The sequence below is a fragment of the Pseudomonas nitroreducens genome, from assembly GCF_024170165.1.
GTDB lineage: Bacteria > Pseudomonadota > Gammaproteobacteria > Pseudomonadales > Pseudomonadaceae > Pseudomonas > Pseudomonas nitroreducens_C.
Window position 1 is genome coordinate 58,670 of record NZ_JALJXP010000002.1, and the last position, 22,131, is coordinate 80,800.

The following is a 22,131-nucleotide window of genomic DNA, read 5'->3' on the forward strand; positions in this document are numbered from 1 at the left end:
CCCGCAAAAGCGGCCGGCATTGTAGCCAGATTGCCAGCGCCGTCGCACGCCACAGGCGCAACCAGGCATTGCGCGAAAAGGTCAAGGGCTGCTGCGGCAGAAACACTACATATTGTGGTAGTGTTCTCCCCCGTGCAGCCCCTCCCATGCGTGTGAAAAATCTGTCGCCGACCACGACGAACGGCGAAAGGCAGCCAGCATCAGGGATAGCGCGAGTTACCCCGCTTCACCCACATTCCATGCACATTTTATCCACAGCTTTTCCCCGTTCTCCCGCCTTGCAAACACCCCCATAGCGCATTATCTTGTATCCCCGTTGCGGCATACCCCTACATCTTGGGGTTGCCACGATGAACCGGACACAAGAAGAAAGTCGAAATCCCGAGCCTGTTCCATGGCTCCTCCGGTTCCACCACAACGTATTCCAGACGTACTGATGTGCCAGGCGGGCCTTCCCGCAAGGAGCGATTCATGTCGATGGAAATGCGGTACGGGTGTTGCAACGTAACGTTCAACACCACTAGGTATTGTGGTCCCGGCCCGTAAAGCCGGCACCCGAGTTGGGCCAGGGAGGCGCTTCGGGTCATTCCCCCTGTTCCAGACGAATTCCAGCTCGCGGCTGCAATCGCGGGCGACTGCTCTTTTTGCTCTTTATTTGCACTCCTTGCTTTTGAGAATGGCGCCCCTGGCGTCGGCAACACACCCATTACGAGAACGTGGAGACAACCACCCATGCAAATCGACACCACTCGCGAGAACCCGCAGGCCAACGCGCCGCAGGCCGCCGAATCCGCACAGGATCTGGCTGCCACTGCGCCCGGCCAGCTGCGCGTGATCAAGCGCAACGGCACCGTAGTCCCCTACACCGATGACAAGATCACCGTAGCCATCACCAAGGCGTTCCTCGCCGTGGAAGGCGGCACCGCCGCCGCCTCGTCGCGCATCCATGAGACCGTGCGCCGCCTGACCGAACAGGTCAGCGCAACCTTCAAGCGCCGCATGCCCTCCGGTGGCACCATCCACATCGAAGAGATCCAGGACCAGGTCGAACTGTCCCTGATGCGCGCCGGCGAGCAGAAAGTCGCCCGCGACTACGTGATCTACCGCGAAGCCCGTGCCAACGAGCGCAAGACCGCCGGCGTTGCCAGCGATATCGCCCAGCCGCACCCGAGCATCCGCATCACCAAGGCCGACGGCAGCACCCAGCCGCTGGACATGGGCCGCCTGCAGACCATCATCCGCGAAGCCTGCGAAGGCCTGGCCGAAGTCGATGGCGCCCTGATCGAACGCGAGACCCTGAAGAACCTGTACGACGGCGTGGCCGAGAAGGACGTCAACACCGCCCTGGTGATGACCGCCCGTACCCTGGTCGAGCGCGAGCCGAACTACTCCTACGTCACCGCCCGCCTGCTGATGGACACCCTGCGCGCCGAAGCCCTAGGCTTCCTCGGCGTCGCCGAGAGCGCCACTCACCACGAGATGGCTGACCTCTACGCACAGGCCCTGGTTGCCTATGTAGAGAAAGGCTCCGAGTTCGAGCTGATCGACAGCAAGCTCAAGGGCTACGACCTGGCCAAACTGGGCGCCGCGATCAACCACGAGCGCGACCAGCAGTTCACCTACCTCGGCCTGCAGACCCTGTACGACCGCTACTTCATCCACAAGGACGGCATCCGTTTCGAACTGCCGCAGGTCTTCTTCATGCGCGTGGCCATGGGCCTGGCCATCGAAGAGAAGGACCGTGAAGCTCGCGCCATCGAGTTCTACAACCTGCTCTCCTCGTTCGACTACATGTCGTCGACCCCGACCCTGTTCAACGCCGGCACCCTGCGTCCGCAGCTCTCCAGCTGCTACCTGACCACCGTTCCGGACGACCTGTCGGGCATCTACAACGCCATCCACGACAACGCCATGCTGTCCAAATTCGCAGGCGGCCTGGGCAACGACTGGACTCCGGTCCGTGCGCTGGGCTCCTACATCAAGGGCACCAACGGCAAGTCCCAGGGCGTGGTTCCGTTCCTCAAAGTGGTGAACGACACCGCCGTCGCCGTGAACCAGGGTGGCAAGCGCAAGGGCGCCGTCTGCGCCTACCTGGAAACCTGGCACCTGGACATCGAGGAATTCCTCGAGCTGCGCAAGAACACCGGTGACGACCGTCGCCGTACCCACGACATGAACACCGCGAACTGGATTCCGGACCTGTTCATGAAGCGCGTCTTCGACGACGGCAAGTGGACCCTGTTCTCCCCGTCGGAAGTTCCGGACCTGCACGATCTGACCGGCAAGGCCTTCGAAGAGCGCTACGAGTATTACGAAGCCCTGACCGAGTACAACAAGATCAAGGTGTTCAAGGTCGTCCAGGCCAAAGACCTGTGGCGCAAGATGCTCTCCATGCTCTTCGAGACCGGCCACCCGTGGCTGACCTTCAAGGACCCGTGCAACCTGCGCAGCCCGCAGCAGCACGTGGGCGTGGTCCACAGCTCGAACCTGTGCACCGAGATCACCCTGAACACCAACAAGGACGAGATCGCGGTCTGCAACCTGGGCTCGATCAACCTGGTCAACCACATCGTCGACGGCAAGCTGGACACCGCCAAGCTCGAGAAGACCGTGAAGACCGCCGTGCGCATGCTCGATAACGTTATCGACATCAACTACTACTCGGTCCCGCAGGCTCGCAACTCGAACCTCAAGCACCGCCCGGTAGGCCTCGGCATCATGGGCTTCCAGGACGCGCTGTACCTGCAGCACATCGCCTACGGCTCCGACGCTGCCATCGAGTTCGCCGACAAGTCCATGGAAGCGGTGAGCTACTTCGCCATCCAGGCTTCCTGTGACCTGGCCGACGAGCGTGGCGCCTACGAGACCTTCGACGGCTCCCTGTGGTCCAAGGGCATCCTGCCGCTGGACTCGCAGCAGATCCTCATCGAAGCCCGTGGCCAGAAGTACATCGACGTCGACCTGACCGAATCCCTCGACTGGGCTCCGGTACGTGCCCGCGTACAGAAAGGCATCCGTAACTCGAACATCATGGCCATCGCGCCGACCGCGACCATCGCCAACATCACCGGCGTATCGCAGTCCATCGAGCCGACCTACCAGAACCTGTACGTGAAATCGAACCTCTCCGGCGAATTCACCGTGATCAACCCCTACCTGGTTCGCGACCTCAAGGTCCGTGGCCTGTGGGACCCGGTCATGGTCAACGACCTGAAGTACTACGACGGCTCCGTGCAGCAGATCGAGCGCATCCCGCAAGACCTGAAGGACCTGTACGCCACCGCCTTCGAAGTCGAGACCAAGTGGATCGTCGACGCCGCCAGCCGCCGCCAGAAGTGGATCGACCAGGCCCAGTCGCTGAACCTCTACATCGCCGGCGCCTCGGGCAAGAAGCTCGACGTGACCTACCGCATGGCCTGGTTCCGTGGTCTGAAGACCACCTACTACCTCCGTGCCCTGGCCGCGACCAGCACCGAGAAGTCCACCATCAACACCGGCAAGCTCAACGCCGTGTCGGCGGGTGGCAACGAAGGCCTGCAAGCTGCTGCTGCCGAGCCGCAACCGGCTCCGGTACCGCAAGCCTGCAGCATCGACAACCCGGATTGCGAAGCTTGCCAATGAAGCTTGCCAATAAGGTGAGCGCGCCGCGAAAGCGGCGCTGACACCGAAACGGCAGACCGCACGGACTGTCCCCTCTCCCTCTGGGAGAGGGTTAGGGTGAGGGGCTCTTCAGGGCCCCTTCTCCCCACCGAACAACAGCCTCCTCCGCCGCGCACCGCGCAGGACGGAAGAAGCACAAGCTCTTAGCGTGCACCACACGCCACCAGACATCAGGCCGCCCTAGAACGGCCATCCAGAACAGGAGAGGACCCATGCTGAGCTGGGACGAATTCGACAAAGAAGACGCCACCGAAGCCAAGGCCGCCCCGGCCGTCGCCCAGGCTGCCGCGCAGAACGCTGACAAACTCGACGCCGACGCCGCTGGCTCCGTCGAAGAAGCGCGCGCCGTATCCGCCGACGACTCCGACGCCGTCGCCCGCGCCAAGCAGGCCCTCGACGCCCTGGACATCCAGGAAGGCCTGGACGATCTCGAAGGCTCCGCCGCCCGCGTACAAGTCGGCGACAAGCAGATGATCAACGCCCGCGCCGACCTCAACCAGCTCGTACCCTTCAAGTACGACTGGGCCTGGCAGAAGTATCTGGATGGTTGCGCCAACCACTGGATGCCCCAGGAAGTGAACATGAACGCCGACATTGCCCTGTGGAAGAGCAAGGACGGCCTGTCCGAAGACGAGCGCCGCATCGTCATGCGCAACCTCGGCTTCTTCTCCACCGCCGACTCCCTGGTCGCCAACAACCTGGTGCTGGCCGTCTACCGCCTGATCACCAACCCCGAGTGCCGCCAGTACATCCTGCGCCAGGCCTTCGAGGAAGCGATCCACACCCACGCCTACCAGTACTGCATCGAGTCGCTGGGCATGGACGAGGGCGAAATCTTCAACATGTACCACGAGATCCCGAGCGTCGCGAAGAAAGCGTCCTGGGGCCTCAAGTACACCCGCTCGATCTCCGATCCGAAGTTCGAAACCGGTACCCCGGAGACCGACCGCCAGTTCCTGCGCAACCTGATCGCCTACTACTGCGTTCTGGAAGGCATCTTCTTCTACTGCGGCTTCACCCAGATCCTCTCCATGGGCCGCCGCAACAAGATGACCGGCACCGCCGAGCAGTTCCAGTACATCCTGCGCGACGAATCCATGCACCTGAACTTCGGCATCGACGTGATCAACCAGATCAAGATCGAAAACCCGCACCTGTGGGATGCCCAGATGAAGGACGAGGCCACCCAGATGATCCTCCAGGGCACCCAGCTGGAGATCGAATACGCTCGCGACACCATGCCGCGTGGCGTACTGGGCATGAACGCCGCGATGATGGAGGACTACCTCAAGTTCATCGCCAACCGCCGCCTGACCCAGATCGGCCTCAAAGAGGAATACCCGGGCACCAGCAACCCGTTCCCGTGGATGAGCGAAATCATGGACTTGAAGAAAGAGAAGAACTTCTTCGAGACCCGCGTGATCGAGTACCAGACCGGCGGCGCGCTGAGCTGGGACTGACGGAAGTAGTAGCACCACCGCAAGTCAAGACCATTAGAAACGCTGTAACCCGAAATGGAATGTTGGGGCAGTGATAAAGAAAGACGAAGAGCCCCGCCTTGTGCGGGGCTTTTCTGTTATGCACGTAGAGCACTAACTCTCCCATGTAAAGAAGAAATCCCACACTGCCGATCCCATCCATTTTCGCCCCTGAACCAATCAACAGCTGCACCTAACGCTTATTTATCCTCTGAATATCCAAAAAAATCCCACCCCCGATTGATGGCCTGATGCCATTAGTATAAATTCCCCTGAGGCCTCTATGGCTATCGAGGCTAGAAGTTGGTGTCTGCCACTTAAACATCAGTTCAGGGAGAGATCGATGCACACATTTAACACCCAGTTCCCTATAGACTCAAAAACCAGCATCCCCAGCTTTATTGAACTAATAAAGAAATGGCAAATAGAAAGCCCACATTCAACGCTACCCAAGGAAACCCTTTCTTTACTTCCAACTCACGAAGACAGTTACATCACGGGAAACTCCGATTCATTACAGATAATAATCCTTAACAGAGGAAGTCAGTCGCTCGCAGGAGCACGCCACACGACAACTCAAGACTCCATTAGATGGACCACTGAAATTGTTGGCTCTAAGAAGGAGTTTTCATTCTGGGTGTCAATACAAGTATCCTGCGACAACTCTGTTCCAACGCATAAAATACCAACCACAAAAAAACCTCACATTATAAAAACACTACTTTCCAAGCTTGGTGGAGGATCGGACGGAGACTTTGAGACATCCATAAACCCAGTGGAGCTTAACAGCAAAGAACTGAAAATTGCCGCCGACGTTATTAATGGCGAGTCGGCAAACATAATGCCAGTAGTTTATGTCAGCGCAGACAGCAATGACTCTTCACTAATAAACACTAAAGAACTTGCATATCACCTATCAGGCATGGCCCATGTTGTTATTGAGCCTAATCGTGACTTCTCACTAAACCTACGTCACGACACTAATCATAAAAATGCATTCGAGGGAGCTATTGCAATTTACTGGCCAGAGGGTCTAGGTCGGTACCTATTCCTTCCATGGGGGAAATATGAAAACCCCAAAACCATTGAAAGTGAAACCAAGAAGGTAATACGCAGCGCGCTTCTATCAATGCGCCCTCTTAAAGACTGTAATTGGCAATACATAATCGAGCAAAAGACAAAACTCGCAATTGAAGCACTTAAATCAAGCGGCTCAACTGCAATAGATGAATACATCGATATTTTTGACGCAGAAATATCAAGCCTTAAAGATGAGCTATCTAAACTTGAAAGAGAAAATGCCCGTTTAAAATCACAGGCATTCTCAAGAACATCAGACAATGACGACTGCGAGTTAATTGTCCCAAGCTCCGAGAAAGACCTATATCCCGGCGAACATCAAGATTTAGTTCTTGAAGCAATCGAATCATACCACTCCAGCACACCTGAAAAATACAAAAGACGAAAAGATGTACTGCAGGCAATCCTACAATCCAACACAAAAAACGGCAGCAGAGAAGAGATTACCCGCGAGATAAAAGACACTCTCAGCCAATATCAAAAATTAGATGACAGAACAAAGCGAAATCTTGAGCGCCTAGGATTCAGCATTGAAGGTGAAGGAACTCACTACAAACTAACTTTCCAACTGGACTCTAGATATCCAATTATTCTTGCAAAAACCCCAAGCGACCATCGAGCAGGAAAGAATACCGCAAGCGATATTAACGCCATTCTTTTCTGAGAAACTAATGCAAATGAGGAGGTTGCACCTCCTCATTTTATGATCGATGATCCAGTTGGCGCCTAAGAAACGCTTCACATAGCGGCAATACTGCTCCCGAAAGCAGCGGTGTACCCATTGAGGAAATGGATATGCCCTTCCCTCGTTGCCTTCGCCCCGAAGGCGCTTCGCTGTACCCGCCCTCTTCTCCCTCCTATCCGGAGGTGCGCCATGTCTGAAGAGGTCCTGATCCCCACCGAATTCATCCGCCACAAGCGCCTGCTGCGCGCCGTGCTGCTGGAAGACCAGTGCTGGTTCTGCGCCCACGACCTGGGCCGGCTGATCGGCGTTCCATGGCTGGCCGAACGCGTGGAGCGCAACCTGGACGACGACCAGATGCGCCACGCCTGGATGCAGGACGGCAGCGGCGACTACATCGATGAGCTGCTGATCAGCGAATCGGGGACGTATGCCGCGCTGATCCACTACTTCCATCCGGAGAATCGCAGCGTGCGGCAGTGGTTGTCGCTGCATGTGATTCCGGCGTTGCGGGACCAGCACCGTACCGGCCGCGGCGAACCACGCCGGGAAACGCTGCGGGCGGCAACGCAGACGTTATCGGTATTGAAATGGCAGGGCGTGACCTGGGTGCCCTTCCAGCTCTGGCCCGAGCTGAATATCCGACCGGAGAGCACGACGTAGGATGGTGTGGAGCGGAGCGATACCCATCGCTCTGCTCTTCCCTTCGCCGCTCGGTATTCCCCTGTAGGAGCGGGCCATGCCCGCGATCCGTCGGCAGGGCCGGCGTCTGCTTCTGCGCTGGTGTTGGTCGGTTGCTTCGGATTGGGTATTTCCGCGCCGCTTCGGCGTGCGCGCGGGCTTCGTGTTTCGCCCCCTCGGGCGAGTCCCTTTTGGCAAACGCCCCAAAAGGAACCAAAAAGGCTTGCCCCTGCCATCCGGCTTTTCGCTTCGCGAAAAGTACCCTCGGTTCTTCGGAGTTTCAGGGGCCCGCGTTGACGGGCCATCCCTGGCCCGGCAACGCTCTCGCGACATCCATGTCGCTCGGCCCCTGAAACTCCGATCACCTTCGGCCTCCTGAAAGGGGCACTTCGGAGTGTGCGGACGTTTCTCTGGAAGACTTTAAAAGAAAGTGCAGGAGCCAAGAGCTGTTCGCGAGCAAGCTCGCTCCTACAAAAATCCAAACGTCTCGATCTGGCTGTGGCTCTGGCTTTGGCCCTGGCTCTGAAAGACTTCCAGAGAAATACCCGCGCACTCCGAACGGCCCCGTTCAGGAGGCCTCGTTGAATTGGAGTTTCAGGGGTTGAGCGGCATGGATGCCGCGAGAGCCGCGATGGGCCAGGGATGGCCCTTCGCGGCGTGCCCCTGAAACTTCAATTCAACGAGGGAATTTTTCGCCCCAAGCGAAAAACCGGATGTCCGGGGCAAGCCTTCTTGGTTACTTCTTCGGCGTTTGGAAGAAGTGACTCGCCCGAGGGGGCGAAACACGAAATCCGAGCGCACACCGAAGCGGCGCTGGAACACCCAAGCCAACGCAGCAGCAGCCCTGCAACACCGGAGCAAAAGAAACGTCGGCCCTGCCGACGGATCGCGGGCATGGCCCGCTCCTACAGGGGAAACCCTGCGTTGGGCGGTTCGCGAGCAAGCTCGCTCCTACAACAGCAAAAACCGGAGCCCCACAGGAGGCTCCGGTTTTCATTTCAGCGGGCTGTTACTTGCCAGCCGCAAACGCGTTGTAGCTGGTCATCAGATTCCGGTAATCCGGAATGTGGTTCGAGCACAGCGCCGCCAGCCCTTCGACATCGTTGCGCCAGTCGCGGTGCAACTCACAGGCCACGCCGAACCAGGTCATCAGCTGGGCGCCAGCCGCTTCCATCCGGCGCCACGCCGCATCACGGGTCATCTCGTTGAAGGTGCCGGACGCATCCGCCACCACGAACACATCGAAGCCTTCCGCCAGGGCCGACAGCGCCGGGAACGCCACGCAGACCTCGGTCACTACGCCGGCGATGATCAGCTGCTTCTTGCCAGTGGCCTTCACCGCTTTCACGAAATCCTCGTTGTCCCAGGCGTTGATCTGGCCGGGGCGGGCGATGTACGGCGCGCCCGGGAACTGCGCCTTCAGCTCGGGAACCAGCGGGCCGTTGGGGCCGGTTTCGAAGCTGGTGGTGAGGATGGTCGGCAGGTTGAAGAACTTCGCCAGGTCGCCCAGCGCCAGCACGTTGTTCTTGAACTTGTCCGGATCGATGTCGCGGACCAGCGAGAGCAGACCGGCCTGGTGATCGACCAGCAGTACGACGGCGTTGTCTTTGTCCAGGCGGTTGTAGGTGGCGTTGGTCATGGTGAAATCCTCGATTTGCTTTCAGTGGGTGCCGGCCGGGCCGGAAGGTTTTGGACTCGTCTTGCAGTGCGTCACTGCATGGAACAAAGATTAAATTCGACACCCTTGATCCACCAGACGGTAAAACTCGCCTCTAGCGTTCCATTTTCAGAACGATAGAAACAAGACGCCCCTCAACCCCACGGCTCCCGGGGGCTGCGCCCCTGAGTAAACGCCGACCATCACTCCAAGCACCGTCCCAGAGCTCTCGATTTCACGTCCTTCAGAAATCAGCCTACCAACGATCACCCAGGCCTTTACAAGAAATACTGTATTTACATACAGTACTTTCCATCCACCCCGAACCGGAGGCCTCCCATGCACGTCGCAACCTACAACCAGCTGTCCGCCCGCGTGAACGCCCTGCTGGCAGACCCGACTACCCTGAAGAACCTCGGCATCACCTTGCGCCGCGAGCCCAGCGATGACTCCGCCGCCTGGAGCCAACTGGTCACCGACCTGCGCCAGGCCCCGAACCTGACCCTGCTGCCCCTGCAGGACGGCGCGATCCGCTTGGCGTGGCATAGCTGGCTGGATTGAATTCAGCCACCACCACGTACTGGTTGATGACAGTGCTGGCGTCGCTCCCTACCATGCAGGCACTCAGCCAGCAGTCGTGCAAGGAAGCGATATGGAACGATGGAGTGACCGGCCTGCGCCCGAGCAGGACCCAATTGATCGATTTGCTGCGATAAGCTCGGTTTTCTTCAAGCGCTACTCAGCACAGATCGCCAAGTTCGCCCCGCCAGCGGCAGGATTCGTGCTCTTCCTGCTGTACTTCCACAGCAACCACTTCTACCCAAGCTTCGACCTGCTTCAGTTTTCATCACTGCTGCTGGGAGCGGGAATGGTGGGTTTCCTTATCATCGGACTGCTGATGATTGGATTACTGGTGCCGGGACTAGTGATCTTTCATGGATTCATCGAACGCCCGGAGATACGTGGCGCTATCATCCATTGGTTCGGTCCGCAGGAAGTGCGAGAGCTTAGGAAGGCATTCTCCCTCCTGGCGTTGATTTATGCGGGGCCGTACTGCCTCAACTCCATCATCTTGTCTGCGGTACTTCTGCACTGGCCCGCTCACTACATCAAGGCACTCATCTCTGTACCTATTCTCGTGTGCTTGCTGTTTGGTATAGCGATTCAACTGACCCTCAAACTCCCAAGAACTAGCGTTCTCCGTTTCGCCTACTGCGCTTGGATGCCCTTAATGATGGTGGGCATCGTGGCTTTCTCGGTCATTTCGGATACCGCCCAGTTCATCGATGGAATCGAGAATGGTGATCTGAAGACACTGGCCGTCTACTTGATCCCACTCGGGGCCTGCTTCGTAGCCGCCATATGCGCCGCAGGGAGCTTTGGCGGTTTGACTTACGCAGTCCATTTCGCGTTGTTCTATGCCTTGGCCATCGCCTTCTACAGCGGAGCACTAGCCGGTATGCCGGACCGCGTCGTGCGCAATCTGGGACTGGGCAACTACGAGGCGCAGAGCGTCGTACTCGAAAAAAGCTACTGCGAAGGCTCGGCACCGAAGGATATTCCGCTCACCTCAGAGTGCGAGCTGAAGGACGTGCAGGTGGTCTGGTCGATGGGAGATGTCTTCACCTTCCGAATCGGCAATGCCAAGGACGCCAGCCAGATTCAACTACCCAGCCGCTTCGTGAAAGCCATCGTCCGCAAAACAAACTAAACCCAGGATGGACCACGAACACCCCATCCCAGATGACCTACGGCGAGCTGGTCCGCGCCGTATCGGCAATGGCATTGCAGGTGGTGGGATTGAGGCAGTAGGTGATGTAGGTCGCCTGCTTGTTACAACCGCGCACGCCGATGGTGTATTCGGTGCGCTCCATGGCGCGGCGCACCTGGGTGACCTTGCTCGACAGCACGCTGCTGGTGACCGACTCGCAGTTGAGTTCGAACTTCGCCCGCGATTCGGTGGCACTGATCGCGGCCTGCTGGTTCGAGGCGAGGAACTCTTCGTTGCTCATGCAACCGGACAACGCGGCGACAGCAGCCAGCACCGGCAGGGACAGCGGTGGACGTTTCATGATGACGCTCTCCGTGTGGTTCCCCCGGTAGGGTCAGCTTCTGGAGTCTAGATCGCGCTGAAGGAAACGTCCGACGTGCAATCCGTCGGCTGTTACGGCGCAACGCCACTACGCTTCTACGCTCACCTCTGAGGGTATTGCAGTGGAGCGACGCGTGATGAATCTCGACGACGATTTCGACCTCAGTGATTTCAACTTCGATGACCTGAACAGTGATGAGCTCAGCCTGGTTCCCCTGGAGCCCGCGGCACAACCTGCCGCACCGGCGCTGTCAGCCATGCCGCCAAGGCCGAAGGCTCAGCTCGACACCCGCCACGGCGAACGCCGCTGCGGCAGCGACCGACGCCTGACCATCCGCTTCGAGGACGATCGCCGCCGGGGTGACCGGCGCGGCGGCCGGGTCGAAGACCCCTGGGCCAAGTCGGTGGACTTCTGAGCAGCAGCTGCGCCAGGTGATTTGCCGAGGCTCGGGCTGAGCTGCTAGAAAGCGGTATCGCATTCAGATTTCCGATACCGCCATGAGCGACAGTGATAAACCGAATACCCGTCTCTTTGATCTCGACCTGCTCCGCGCCATCGTCACGGTGGCCGACTGCGGCAGTTTCACCACGGCCGCCACGCGCCTGCATTCGACCCAGTCCACCGTCAGCCAGAAGATTCGCCGGCTGGAGGAAATGGCCGGACACCGCCTGCTCGAACGCGGCAACCGCGATGTATTGCCCACCGATGCCGGCGATACGCTGCTGGGCTACGCCCGGCGCCTGCTGGCATTGAATGACGAGATGGTCGAGGCGCTGTCCGGCGCCACCGTGGCGCTGACGGTGCGCATCGGCGTGCCGGACGACTTCGCCACCGGGCGCACCACCGAACAATTGGCCGCGTTCAACCGCCGCTATCCGCAGGTGAAGCTGGAGGTCACCAGCGGGCTGAGCCGTGACCTGTCCGCCAGCTACGACCGCGGCGAGCTGGACCTGGTGCTGCTCAAGCAGCGGCAGAACGCCCGCGAGGCGGTGGCCTGCTGGCCGGAGAAGACGCGCTGGGTGGACAGTGCGAAGAACGCCTGCATCGAGCTGGACCCACTGCCCATCGTCACCTTCCCGCCGCGCGGGGTGTACCGCGACGAGATGATCGCCGCGCTGGAATCCATCGGCCGACGCTGGCACATCAGTTTCACCAGCTCGAGCTTGTCCGGCATCCAGTCGGCCATCGCCGACGGCATGGGCATCGGCCTGCTGCCGCAGCGCGCGGTGACGGCGGAGCACGCCGTGCTGCCGAAGAATATCGGGCTACCCTCGGTGGACGTGTTCGAGGTGGCGATGCTGCACCGGCCGGCGGTAGACCCGATGGTGAAGGAGCTGGCGCGGGTGCTGTCGCGGGTTCTGGCGCAGGACACGAAAGGCTGAGCGCCACCACCTTAGCATTCAGAAATTGAATACAGCGGATTCCAACATTTAATTTGTGCATGAACACGCCGCTGGATATCGTGGTTTCCAGCGACGGCCAGCGCACCGACAGCGCGCCGCTCTGCACCAATTGCTCACCACGGCGCCGCACGCGCCGGGCAGCAAGACAACAATGAGGAATTACCCCATGGCCAAATCCACTTATTACGCGCCGCACGGCGGGCACCCGGCACAGACCGAGCTGCTCACCGACCGCGCCATGTTCACCGAAGCCTATGCCGTGATCCCCAAGGGCGTGATGCGTGACATCGTCACCAGCCACCTGCCCTTCTGGGACAACATGCGCATGTGGGTCATCGCCCGCCCGCTGTCGGGCTTCGCCGAGACCTTCGCGCAGTACATCGTCGAACTGGCGCCCCAGGGCGGCAGCGACAAGCCCGAGCAGGACATCAACGCCGAAGCGGTACTGTTCATCGTCGAAGGCGAGCTGACCCTGACCCTGCAGGGTGAAGTGCACAAGATGCAGCCGGGCGGCTATGCGTTCATTCCGCCGGGCGCCGACTACAAGGTGCGCAACACCAGCGGCCAGCACACCCGCTTCCACTGGATCCGCAAGCACTACCAGAAAGTCGACGGCGTACCGCTGCCCGAAGCCTTCGTCACCAACGAGCAGGACATCGAGCCGAAGGTGATGCCGGATACCGAAGGCCGCTGGAGCACCACCCGCTTCGTCGACATGGCCGATATGCGCCATGACATGCACGTGAACATCGTGAACTTCGAGCCGGGCGGCGTGATTCCGTTCGCCGAGACCCACGTGATGGAACACGGCCTGTACGTGCTGGAAGGCAAGGCGGTGTACCGCCTGAACCAGGACTGGGTCGAGGTGGAAGCCGGCGACTTCATGTGGCTGCGCGCCTTCTGCCCGCAGGCCTGCTACTCCGGCGGCCCCGGTCGCTTCCGCTACCTGCTGTACAAGGATGTGAACCGTCACATGCGCCTGACCCTGAACCAGCCGCACTGAGTGGCAGGTTCGGCCGGGAGCTGACTCAGCCTCCCGCAGCGACAAATGAAAAACCGGCGCCCAGGCGCCGGTTTTTCTTTTGGTATCGCCCCACGCCGTGACCCGCCTCGCATGGCAAGCGACGCTCAGTCTGCTAAAAAGTCTGGCTGAATGACGTTTCGCAGTCGCCGAGGAAATTTGCACATGGAAGTCCGGTTCTTGCCGCAGACCGAGTTCGACAACGTCCATTTCTACCGCGCCGTCACCCTGCTGATCCTGCTGGCGATGGCCATCTTCACGCTGATCAAGATGTTCAGCGGCGTCGTGCCCCTGTTCTCCGCCCTGCCCTTCTGCCTGCTGCTGCTCGGCGGGCGCTTTGCCGTGGAGTGGCAGCGGGTATCAAGGGCCGAACCGGCGTTCATCGACAAGGGTGAGCTGGTGCTGTGCGGCAAGGACAGCCACCGGCTGATCGCGCTGGAGAAGATCAGCTCGGTGCGCACCCGCCACAGCCTGTTCATGGTGCGGCGCTATCGCTCCTGGTCTGAGCACCTGGCATTCGTGGAATTCACCCTGGATAGCGGCGAGCGCGTTTCGACCCTCGCCGAAAGCGCGGTCTTCGAGCTGCCGGCGGCCTCGGGCACACTGGCGGCAGTCGAAGCGAGCATCCTCGCGGCGAAGGTGAAGCGCCAGGGCGCCGAGACGGGCGCCGCCAGCAGCAGTCGATGACGGCTCAGGGCGAGCCGAACATCGCCGTCCAGTAGATGCCCGCGTCGCTCTTCGGGTCCGCCGCGTAGGCCGCGCCCAGCTCGCTGTATTGCGGGTTCATCAGGTTGGCGCAATGGCCGGGGCTGGCCAGCCAGCTGTCCACTACCTTCTGTGCGTTGCCTTGGCCGGCAGCGATGTTCTCGCCGATGCGCTGGCCGGCGTAGCCGTCCAGTTCGGCGCGGTCGCCCGGTGTGCTGCCATCCCGGCCCTTGTGGTCGAAGTAGTTGTTGTTGGCCATGTCGCGGCTGTGGGCTTCGGCGGTGCCGCCCAGGGTGGCGTTCCAGCTCAGCGCAGCAGCCGGGCCGAAGGCCTGCCCGCCGCACTGGCGAGCTTTGCCCCGTGCACTGTTGACTGCCTGCAGCAGCTGTTGCCCTTCGGCTTCCCAGGTGCCCAGCTTGGCCTGCAGCAGCGGTCGGCCCAGCAGGATGCGCCAGTCATCGCCCTCGCGCTTGATGCCGACATCGACGAACTGCGGGTCCAGCAGTACCTGGCAGAAACTCTCCTGCAGCGCCTTCATGGCCGCCGTCACGTCGCGCGGGCCGGTGAGGCTGAGCATGCGCACACTGCTCATCGGGTAGCCGGTCTGGTTCAGCGCGGCCTTCCACTCCCCCGCCGAAGCCGGCAGCGCCAGGCGCGGGTCCGGCGACAGCGGCGGCAGCACCTGGGAGGCCTGGCCGCCGCAGGACTGCACGTCGCCGCGATAGGCGTTGATCGCTTCGAGCAGTTGGTCCTGGTCGGCCGCGCTGGCGCTGGCGGCGGCCAGCAGGCCGAGCGACAACAACAGGCTACGCGGAAGGAACGACGGGCTGGGCATGGATGGCTCCGATGGTCGATAAGGGCTCAATGATGCGGGATTTCTCGGCATTTGGCTGCGGCCTGCGCACTTGGGTTCCCTCCGTGGAAAAACCCGGCAACGTTTGCCCCATCCGGCCTGCGGAGAATCTCCGGGCCGCCTGACATAGGGCAAGGGAGCTTCCGACTGCGATTGCCGGTCCAGCGCCGTCAGGGACAATTCAGCTACCTGAACGAATTCGGATAGCCCGAAAGGTGGGCATCGTGCTCAAACCGTTGCAAGTTTTCGCCCTGACCTTCCTGCTCGCCGTGCTCGCCACAATGCTGGCCGGCTGGCATATGCTGCAGATGAAGCAGGACGCCCTGATGTACGCCCGCGCCAGCGGCAACAACACCCTGCTGCTGGTGGAGCGGGAATTCCATCGCGACCTCGACGTCCATGCGCAAACGCTGCAGACCCTCGCCAACGTCATCACCGGCCCCAGCACGCCAGACATGACCCAGCAGGTCCTGCAGGAGCTGGTGCAGGGCCACGCGGCGGGTGCGCTGCAGTCCGGCACGCTGGTCGTTACTGACGCCCAGGGCCAGTTGCTGGTGGACCTCAACCACGCCGGTGAAACCCGCCGCGACCTCTCCGGCCGCGAGTACTACACCACACCGCGCGATCATCCGGGACGCCTCTACCTCAGCCATCCATTCCTCCCCTCCTACCCCGGGTCAGGGCCGAGCATCGCGCTCAGCCGCGCCATCGTCGGCAAGGACGGCCAGTTCCTCGGCGTGGCGGCGGCGATCAAGGACCTGCACCACCTCGACGCCTTTGTCCGTGATCTCGACCTGGGGCAGCGCGGTGTGGTCTCCATTCGCCTGCTCGACGGCACGCCGCTGACGCAGTGGCCACCGCAGCATCCGATGCACCCGGACGAAAGCGCCACCTTCCGTGACTTCGTCGCCTCCGGGCGGGCCGAAGCGATCGACGAAAGCATCGGCGGCACCAGCGCCCACTGGCGCGGTTACCGGCGCATCGGCGATTACCCGGCGGTGGTCTCGGTGGAGTTGTGCCGCGAAGAAATCTTCCACACCTGGACCGGGCGCACCTGGATCACCGCCGGCCTGCTGCTGGCGATCAATGCGGCGACTATCTACTTCGCCTTCCGCCTGACCCGCCACCTGAAGCGCCGCAATGCCAAGGAAAACCGCCTGCGCCTCCAGGCCGATACCGACCCGCTGACCGGCCTGCACAACCGTCGCTGGTTCGATCAGAAGGCGCAGCGCGAATGGCAGCGCCGCCGCTCCGCAGACGGCAACCTGGCAGTACTGATGATGGATATCGACCAGTTCAAGGCCTACAACGACCACTATGGCCACCCGCGCGGCGACCTGGCGCTGATCAACGTCGCGCACCTGGTGCGCAAAGGCTGCCGCCGCGAGGAAGACGGCGCGGCGCGCTACGGCGGCGAGGAGTTCGTGATGATCCTCCCCGGCTGCGACAGCGCCACCGCCGCGCAGGTCGCCGAGTCGATCCGCCGCGAGGTGGAGGAAACCGCGCTACCCCACGAGCAGAGCCAGCGCGGCGTGGTGACCCTCAGCATCGGCGTGGCCAGTACCTCGGACACCCCGGCGCAGAGCCTGCAGGAGCTGATCGATGCGGCGGACGCCAACCTCTACAAGGCCAAGGAAGCCGGACGCAACCGGGTGGTGGCCTGAAAGACGGTCAGCGCGGCTGCATGACCTCGACTTCCTGGATGTCGAAATCGCGGCGCAGGTACTCCATGCGCCGCTCATGGAACTCGCGCATGTGCGGCAGCGAGGAGTGGATGGCCAGATGTTCGCGGCTCTGCCAGACCTCGAAGAAGGTGAACAGGGTCGGGTCGCTGGCGTCGCGCAGCATGTGGTACTGGATGCAGCCTTCCTCGGCGCGGCTGGGAGTGAGGTAGGTACGGAACAGGTCCTCGAAGACCTGGGATTTTTCCGGAAGGGTGTGGGCCTGGAGGGTGAAGGCGTACATCGAATGGGCTCCGGGTGGACGAAAGGATTGCCTAATCCTGACGCAAATCAATCCTCTGCATTCTTGATTCTCACGCACGGATCATTTGTCCGAGAACGGGTTTTTCTTCCCTGTCCCGGTCGATATTCTGCCGCCATCGAATTTCTGACTGACGGAGCCCACTCCATGAAAAAGATCCTGCTGATCAATGGCGGCAAGCAGTTCGCCCACTCCGAGGGCCGCTACAACGCGACCCTGCATGAAGCCGCCATCGCCCATCTGGACCGCGCCGGTTTCGACGTGAAGGAAACCTTCGTCGACGGCGGCTACGACATCCAGGAAGAAGTGCAGAAGATGCTCTGGGCCGACGTCATCGTGTACCAGATGCCCGGCTGGTGGATGGGCGCGCCCTGGACCGTCAAGCAGTACCTCGACGAGGTGTTCACCGCCGGCCACGGCAGCCTCTACGCCAACGACGGCCGCACCCGCTCCGACGCTTCGCAGAAGTACGGCAGCGGCGGTCTGCTGCAGGGCAAGCAATACATGATCTCGGCCACCTGGAATGCGCCCCGGCAGGCCTTCGACGACCCGACCGATTTCTTCGAGGGCAAAGGCGTGGACGCGGTGTACTTCCCGTTCCACAAGGCCAACCAGTTCCTCGGCATGAGCGCGCTGCCGACCTTCCTCTGCGTGGACGTGATGAAGCGCCCGAACATCGAGGGCGATGTGCAGCGCTACCAGCAGCACCTGAGCGAAGTATTCGGCGCGTCGCAGGCCTGATCGACCGAGCGCAGGAGCGGACTCCGTCCGCGATCGCTTGCCGCCGGCACGTTCTCCATCTGGGCGAGGTCCATCGCGGATGAATCCGCTCCTATGCGCGTCCCACCCTGGCAGCGGCCTGTAGGAGCGAGCTTGCTCGCGAACCGCCCAGCGCCGAAGGCGACGGTGAATCCGTTCGCGAGCGAGCTCGCTCCAAGATTAAGCCCGCCGTCAGGCGCCCGACATTGGGTTCGTCAGCGGAATCGGCTAGGCTTCGCCCTTTCCTACTGCCTGTTCAGGAGTTATCCCATGGCCCGTGCATCCGCCCGTCACATCCTGGTTTCCAGCGAAGCCAAGTGCAATGAACTGAAAACCGCTATCGAAGGCGGCGCCGATTTCGCCCAGGTGGCGCGCGACAACTCCACCTGCCCGTCCGGCCGCAGCGGCGGCGACCTGGGCAGCTTCCGCCCGGGCCAGATGGTTCGCGAATTCGACCAGGTCGTGTTCAGCGCCCCGCTGAATGTCGTCCAGGGTCCGGTGAAGACCCAGTTCGGTTACCACCTGGTGGAAGTGACCAGCCGCGAGGACTGATCCGCTTCGCCCGCGCCGCCCTTCTCTGACGGGGCGGCGCCTGCTCTGCTTCCCACTGCGCTTCCCGCGCGAGTCCCCTGCGTTACACCGGCCCGCCCCGGGCCACCAGCATCACGCCCAGCCCTACCAGTATCGACCCGCACACACGCGGCATCAGGCGCTGTCCGCGCCCCTTGCCCAGCGCGCCCAGCAACAGCGAGGCGAACAGCACGGCGAGCACGTCGGCGGTGGAGAACACCAGGTTGACGATCATCCCGAGGATGAAGAACTGCAGGCCCACCGGCAGGCTGGCGGCCGGGTCGACGAACTGCGGCAGGAAGGTCAGGAAGAACAGCGCCGTCTTGGGATTGAGTACCTCGACGATGATGCTGTCGCGCAGCACCTTGGGCCGTGCCTCGCCTGCGTCCTGCCCGTCGCCGAGCAGGCGGCGCCGGCCGAAGATCATCGCGCCGCCCAGCCAGATCAGGTAGGCCGCGCCGGCCAGTTTCAGCGTGAGGTACAGGTTCGGTGCATGGTGCAGCAGCGCGGCGAGGCCGGCGCTGGCGGCGAGGATGTGTGCGTAGCAACCCAGGTGAATGCCCAGTGCGGCGTGCAGGCCGGCACGGCGGCCGTGGGCGAGGGTCTGCGAGGTCATGTAGAGGATGGCCGGGCCCGGTATGCAGGCGAATGCCAGCGTCGCCACGGCGAACGAGGCCCAGTAGGCAGGCAGTGTCATGGTGTGATCCTTCCCTTGATCGGGTATCGGCCGGCGCTCATCGAGGCGGCGTCTGGTCCGTGATGGGAAAGGTTAAGCAGCGCGGGCAGCCAGGCACATACGGCAGTTGCCGTATTTTTTCCCGGCGTGCGGGAAGCTAGTCTCTGCCGGACGACTCATGCATGGGACGGGGACGCGCAGCATGCGCACGCAGGCAAGGCAGAGGTTCGACTCAGGCGCTGGGCAGCCCCAGGCGCACGGCGAAGGCCGCCAGCTCCGCAGGGCTGTGCAGGTCGAGTTTGCGCATGAGGTTCTCGCGGTGCTTGCGCACGGTCAGCGGGCTGATGCTGAAGTGCTCGGCGATTTCCCGCGCGCTGTGCCCCTGGGCGGCCAGGACGAGAATCTGTCGCTCGCGTCGGGTCAGCTCCACGGCCGACAGCAGGCTGGAATCAACCGGGGCGCGCACCTTCGGGCTGTCCAGCAGGACGCGCAGGCTGTGCGCCAGGAAGTGCCGGCCGCCGCGCAGGGCGTCGATGGCTTCGAGCAGCTCGCCGGTATCATCGTTCTTGCTCAGGTAGCCGTGCACGCCGGCGTCGAGCACCGAGCGCACCGTGGCCGTCTCCGTGTTGGCGGTGAGAACCAGTATCTTCAGCCGGGGGTGACGCTGGCGCAGTTCGTGGATGAACTGCAGCCGGTTGAGGCCGGGCATGTTCAGGTCGAGCAGGAGCAGGTCCGCGCCCTGTTCTTCCAGCAGGGCATGCAGGCGCAGGCCGTCCCCCGCCTCACCCACCACCTGGATGCCGTCCTGGGTCGACAGCAGCAGGTGCAGGCCGTCCCGTACGATACCGTGGTCATCGGCGATGACCACCCGCAGATCGCGCTTCCCGTCCATCTTTCGTCTCCCTGAGGCATTTCGGATATGCACAACAGCCTGCAGCAGCGCGATCTGGTCGATCTCTTGTTCCGCCAGTCCTACGCCGTGCTCTTTGCCAACCTGGTGATACCCCTGCCGGTGCTGTACATCTTCCGCAACGCCCTGTCGCCGACGACGATGGTCTTCTGGTTGGTCGCGCTCTACGCGCTCACGCTGGGGCGGATTGTCCTGGCACGCACGTACTTCCGGCAAGCCCCGGCGCACACGCGGGAAGAACAATGGCTGTGGAGCACCACGCTGCTGTCCTGGGCCAGCAGCCTGCTGTGGGGATGGCTGGGCTGGGCCGGCTTCGCCCACGGCGATCCGCAGCTGTTCGCCTTCACCTGCATCGTGCTCACAGGCCTGGTGTGCGGTGCGGTGCCCTCGCTGTCGGCCTTTCCGCCGGCCTATATCGGCTCGCTCACCGCGATGCTGCTGCCCATGCTGGTGTGCTGCCTGAGCATTGCCGACGAACAGCACACCACCTACAGCTTCTTCATCGTCTGCCTGGCCGCGGTCAACCTGTACTACAGCCGGGTAACCTACCGCAGCCTGTGCGAGACCATCCGCCTGCGCCAGGAAAACTCCGAGCTGGTGCAGGACCTGCGCGAACAGCGCGACCGCGCCCGCGCCGCCGACCAGGCCAAGACGCGCTTCCTGGCCGCCGCCAGCCACGACCTGCGCCAGCCGATCCACGCCCTCGGACTGTTCGTCGGCGCCCTCTCCGCCCTCGCCGAACGCGGCCCGGTGGATGCCCGCCAGGCGCGTGATATCGCTTCGCGCCTGCGCGCCATGCTCGGCAACCTGAGCGACCTGCTCAACGGCCTGCTGGATATCTCGCGCCTGGACGCCGGCGTGGTGCCGGTGGCGCGCGAGCCGATCTCGCTGCACAAGCTGTTCGCCGACCTGCGCGAGGCATTCGCCGGCACCGCCAGCGAGCACAACCTGCGCTGGCGCGTGCAGGACAGCCGGCTGTGGGTGGACAGCGACCCACTGCTGCTCAAGCGCATCCTCGACAACCTGCTGAGCAACGCCTTCCGCTATACGCCCAACGGCAGCGTGCTGCTGGGCTGCCGCCGGCGTGGCGAGGAGCTGGAAATCCAGGTGATCGACACCGGCGTCGGCATCCACGCCAGCCAGCAGGAAGTGATCTTCGACGAGTTCGTCCAGCTGCATAACGCCGAACGCGACCGCAAGCAGGGGCTGGGGCTGGGCCTGGCTATCGTGCGCCACACCGCACGGCTGCTCGGGCATCCCCTGGTGCTGACCTCCGAGGCCGGCCGGGGCACCTGCTTCAGCCTGCGCGTGCCACTGGCCGAGACACCGTTGCAGGCTCCGCCCCTGCCGCTGCCGACGACCGCCCGCGGGCCCGGCCTGGGCATCATGGTGGTGGAGGACGAAGTCGACGTGCTGGATGCGCTGTGCAGCCTGCTGGAGGTCTGGGGTCATCGCGTCTATCCCGGCACCAGCGCCCTGCTCGCCTGCCAGCGGCATATCGAGGCCAGCCACGCTGGCCGCGCGCCCGTGGACCTGATCCTCAGCGACTATCGCCTGGGGGAAGGCCAGACCGGCGCCGATGCGGTACGCCGCATCCGCAGCTACCTGTCGCGCAATGTGCCCGCACTGATCATCACCGGCGACACCTCCCCCGAGCGCCTGCGCGAGGCCTCCGCCAGCGGCAGCCAGCTGCTGCACAAACCGCTGGACACCGACCAGCTGCGCGCCGCCATCGCCAGCAGTCAGGATGTGACCAGCACTGTCTGAAAACTGGCGTCAGGCCTTTAACCACGCGGCATACGCCGTTACACACGGGGGCTAAAGTCACGGCCGGATCAGCCGATGCAGTAGATGAAGTCATCCGGCATCAGCCTGGGTGCACCACCACTTGAGAATGCCCACGAATGTTCAATTCGCGTT

At 62.1% G+C, this 22,131-nt stretch carries 20 protein-coding genes; 14 read left to right on the forward strand and 6 right to left on the reverse strand.

Going from position 1 to position 22,131, the window contains the following annotated elements:
• Positions 1-732: 732 nt before the first annotated feature.
• The 4 genes from J2T47_RS04605 (at position 733) to J2T47_RS04620 (ending at position 7,563) form a co-directional block, all read left to right on the forward strand.
• Positions 733-3,621 (forward strand): ribonucleoside-diphosphate reductase subunit alpha, encoded by a 2,889-nt coding sequence (locus J2T47_RS04605; protein WP_253442892.1) that lies wholly within the window; start codon positions 733-735, stop codon positions 3,619-3,621.
• A 251-nt stretch (positions 3,622-3,872) separates the two neighbouring features.
• Entirely contained in the window at positions 3,873-5,120 is a 1,248-nt protein-coding gene (locus J2T47_RS04610; RefSeq protein WP_081518061.1) for a ribonucleotide-diphosphate reductase subunit beta, read from the forward strand.
• A gap of 361 nt (positions 5,121-5,481) precedes the next feature.
• On the forward strand, positions 5,482-6,882 hold the full coding sequence (locus J2T47_RS04615; RefSeq protein WP_253442895.1) for a hypothetical protein: 1,401 nt from the start codon (positions 5,482-5,484) through the stop codon (positions 6,880-6,882).
• A gap of 210 nt (positions 6,883-7,092) precedes the next feature.
• On the forward strand, positions 7,093-7,563 hold the full coding sequence (locus J2T47_RS04620) for a BRO-N domain-containing protein (protein ID WP_253442898.1): 471 nt from the start codon (positions 7,093-7,095) through the stop codon (positions 7,561-7,563).
• 1,027 nt (positions 7,564-8,590) lie between these two features.
• Here the strand turns inward: J2T47_RS04620 and ycaC are convergent.
• Positions 8,591-9,220 carry an isochorismate family cysteine hydrolase YcaC gene (gene ycaC, locus J2T47_RS04625; protein ID WP_253442902.1) on the reverse strand — a complete coding sequence of 210 codons (630 nt, stop codon included), beginning with the start codon at positions 9,218-9,220 and terminating at the stop codon, positions 8,591-8,593.
• Positions 9,221-9,577: 357 nt separating this feature from the next.
• Between ycaC and J2T47_RS04630 the strand changes: the two genes are divergently transcribed.
• On the forward strand, positions 9,578-9,799 hold the full coding sequence (locus tag J2T47_RS04630; RefSeq protein ID WP_253442905.1) for a DUF1654 domain-containing protein: 222 nt from the start codon (positions 9,578-9,580) through the stop codon (positions 9,797-9,799).
• Between the two features lie 91 nt (positions 9,800-9,890).
• Positions 9,891-10,949, forward strand: a complete 1,059-nt coding sequence (locus J2T47_RS04635; protein WP_253442908.1) for a hypothetical protein — start codon at positions 9,891-9,893, stop codon at positions 10,947-10,949.
• A 37-nt stretch (positions 10,950-10,986) separates the two neighbouring features.
• On the opposite strand, the gene J2T47_RS04640 is transcribed toward J2T47_RS04635, so the two are convergent.
• Positions 10,987-11,310 (reverse strand): hypothetical protein, encoded by a 324-nt coding sequence (locus tag J2T47_RS04640; RefSeq protein WP_253442911.1) that lies wholly within the window; start codon positions 11,308-11,310, stop codon positions 10,987-10,989.
• A gap of 157 nt (positions 11,311-11,467) precedes the next feature.
• On the opposite strand from J2T47_RS04640, the gene J2T47_RS04645 reads away from it, so the two are divergent.
• The 4 genes from J2T47_RS04645 to J2T47_RS04660 all read left to right on the forward strand — a co-directional run bounded on the left by J2T47_RS04645 (position 11,468) and on the right by J2T47_RS04660 (position 14,442).
• Entirely contained in the window at positions 11,468-11,746 is a 279-nt protein-coding gene (locus J2T47_RS04645; RefSeq protein WP_253442915.1) for a hypothetical protein, read from the forward strand.
• 82 nt (positions 11,747-11,828) lie between these two features.
• A complete protein-coding gene (locus tag J2T47_RS04650) occupies positions 11,829-12,713 on the forward strand; it encodes a LysR family transcriptional regulator (RefSeq protein ID WP_088418102.1) in 885 nt (294 codons plus the stop codon).
• Between the two features lie 187 nt (positions 12,714-12,900).
• A complete protein-coding gene (locus J2T47_RS04655) occupies positions 12,901-13,737 on the forward strand; it encodes a bifunctional allantoicase/(S)-ureidoglycine aminohydrolase (protein WP_151186420.1) in 837 nt (278 codons plus the stop codon).
• Between the two features lie 183 nt (positions 13,738-13,920).
• On the forward strand, positions 13,921-14,442 hold the full coding sequence (locus tag J2T47_RS04660) for a hypothetical protein (RefSeq protein WP_253442918.1): 522 nt from the start codon (positions 13,921-13,923) through the stop codon (positions 14,440-14,442).
• A gap of 4 nt (positions 14,443-14,446) precedes the next feature.
• Here the strand turns inward: J2T47_RS04660 and J2T47_RS04665 are convergent, their stop codons facing one another.
• Positions 14,447-15,295, reverse strand: a complete 849-nt coding sequence (locus J2T47_RS04665) for a CAP domain-containing protein (RefSeq protein WP_253442920.1) — start codon at positions 15,293-15,295, stop codon at positions 14,447-14,449.
• Positions 15,296-15,537: 242 nt separating this feature from the next.
• Between J2T47_RS04665 and J2T47_RS04670 the strand changes: the two genes are divergently transcribed.
• Entirely contained in the window at positions 15,538-16,977 is a 1,440-nt protein-coding gene (locus J2T47_RS04670; protein ID WP_253442923.1) for a sensor domain-containing diguanylate cyclase, read from the forward strand.
• 7 nt (positions 16,978-16,984) lie between these two features.
• Here the strand turns inward: J2T47_RS04670 and J2T47_RS04675 are convergent, their stop codons facing one another.
• Positions 16,985-17,278: a putative quinol monooxygenase gene (locus J2T47_RS04675; protein ID WP_253442926.1), complete on the reverse strand. Its 294-nt coding sequence runs from the start codon at positions 17,276-17,278 to the stop codon at positions 16,985-16,987.
• Between the two features lie 165 nt (positions 17,279-17,443).
• Here J2T47_RS04675 and J2T47_RS04680 point away from each other — a divergent pair, with 165 nt between their 5' ends.
• Together J2T47_RS04680 and J2T47_RS04685 are read left to right on the forward strand one after the other, a co-directional pair.
• A complete protein-coding gene (locus tag J2T47_RS04680) occupies positions 17,444-18,037 on the forward strand; it encodes an NAD(P)H-dependent oxidoreductase (RefSeq protein ID WP_253442929.1) in 594 nt (197 codons plus the stop codon).
• A gap of 288 nt (positions 18,038-18,325) precedes the next feature.
• Complete coding sequence (locus J2T47_RS04685) at positions 18,326-18,607, forward strand: peptidylprolyl isomerase (RefSeq protein ID WP_184594568.1); 282 nt, start codon at positions 18,326-18,328, stop codon at positions 18,605-18,607.
• Positions 18,608-18,689: 82 nt separating this feature from the next.
• On the opposite strand, the gene J2T47_RS04690 is transcribed toward J2T47_RS04685, so the two are convergent.
• Both J2T47_RS04690 and J2T47_RS04695 read right to left on the reverse strand, forming a co-directional pair.
• Positions 18,690-19,322, reverse strand: coding sequence for a LysE family translocator (locus J2T47_RS04690; RefSeq protein WP_253442932.1), 633 nt, complete (start codon positions 19,320-19,322; stop codon positions 18,690-18,692).
• A 211-nt stretch (positions 19,323-19,533) separates the two neighbouring features.
• Entirely contained in the window at positions 19,534-20,193 is a 660-nt protein-coding gene (locus J2T47_RS04695) for a response regulator (RefSeq protein WP_253442935.1), read from the reverse strand.
• A 27-nt stretch (positions 20,194-20,220) separates the two neighbouring features.
• Here J2T47_RS04695 and J2T47_RS04700 point away from each other — a divergent pair, with 27 nt between their 5' ends.
• Entirely contained in the window at positions 20,221-21,978 is a 1,758-nt protein-coding gene (locus J2T47_RS04700) for a hybrid sensor histidine kinase/response regulator (protein ID WP_253442939.1), read from the forward strand.
• Positions 21,979-22,131 lie beyond the last annotated feature (153 nt).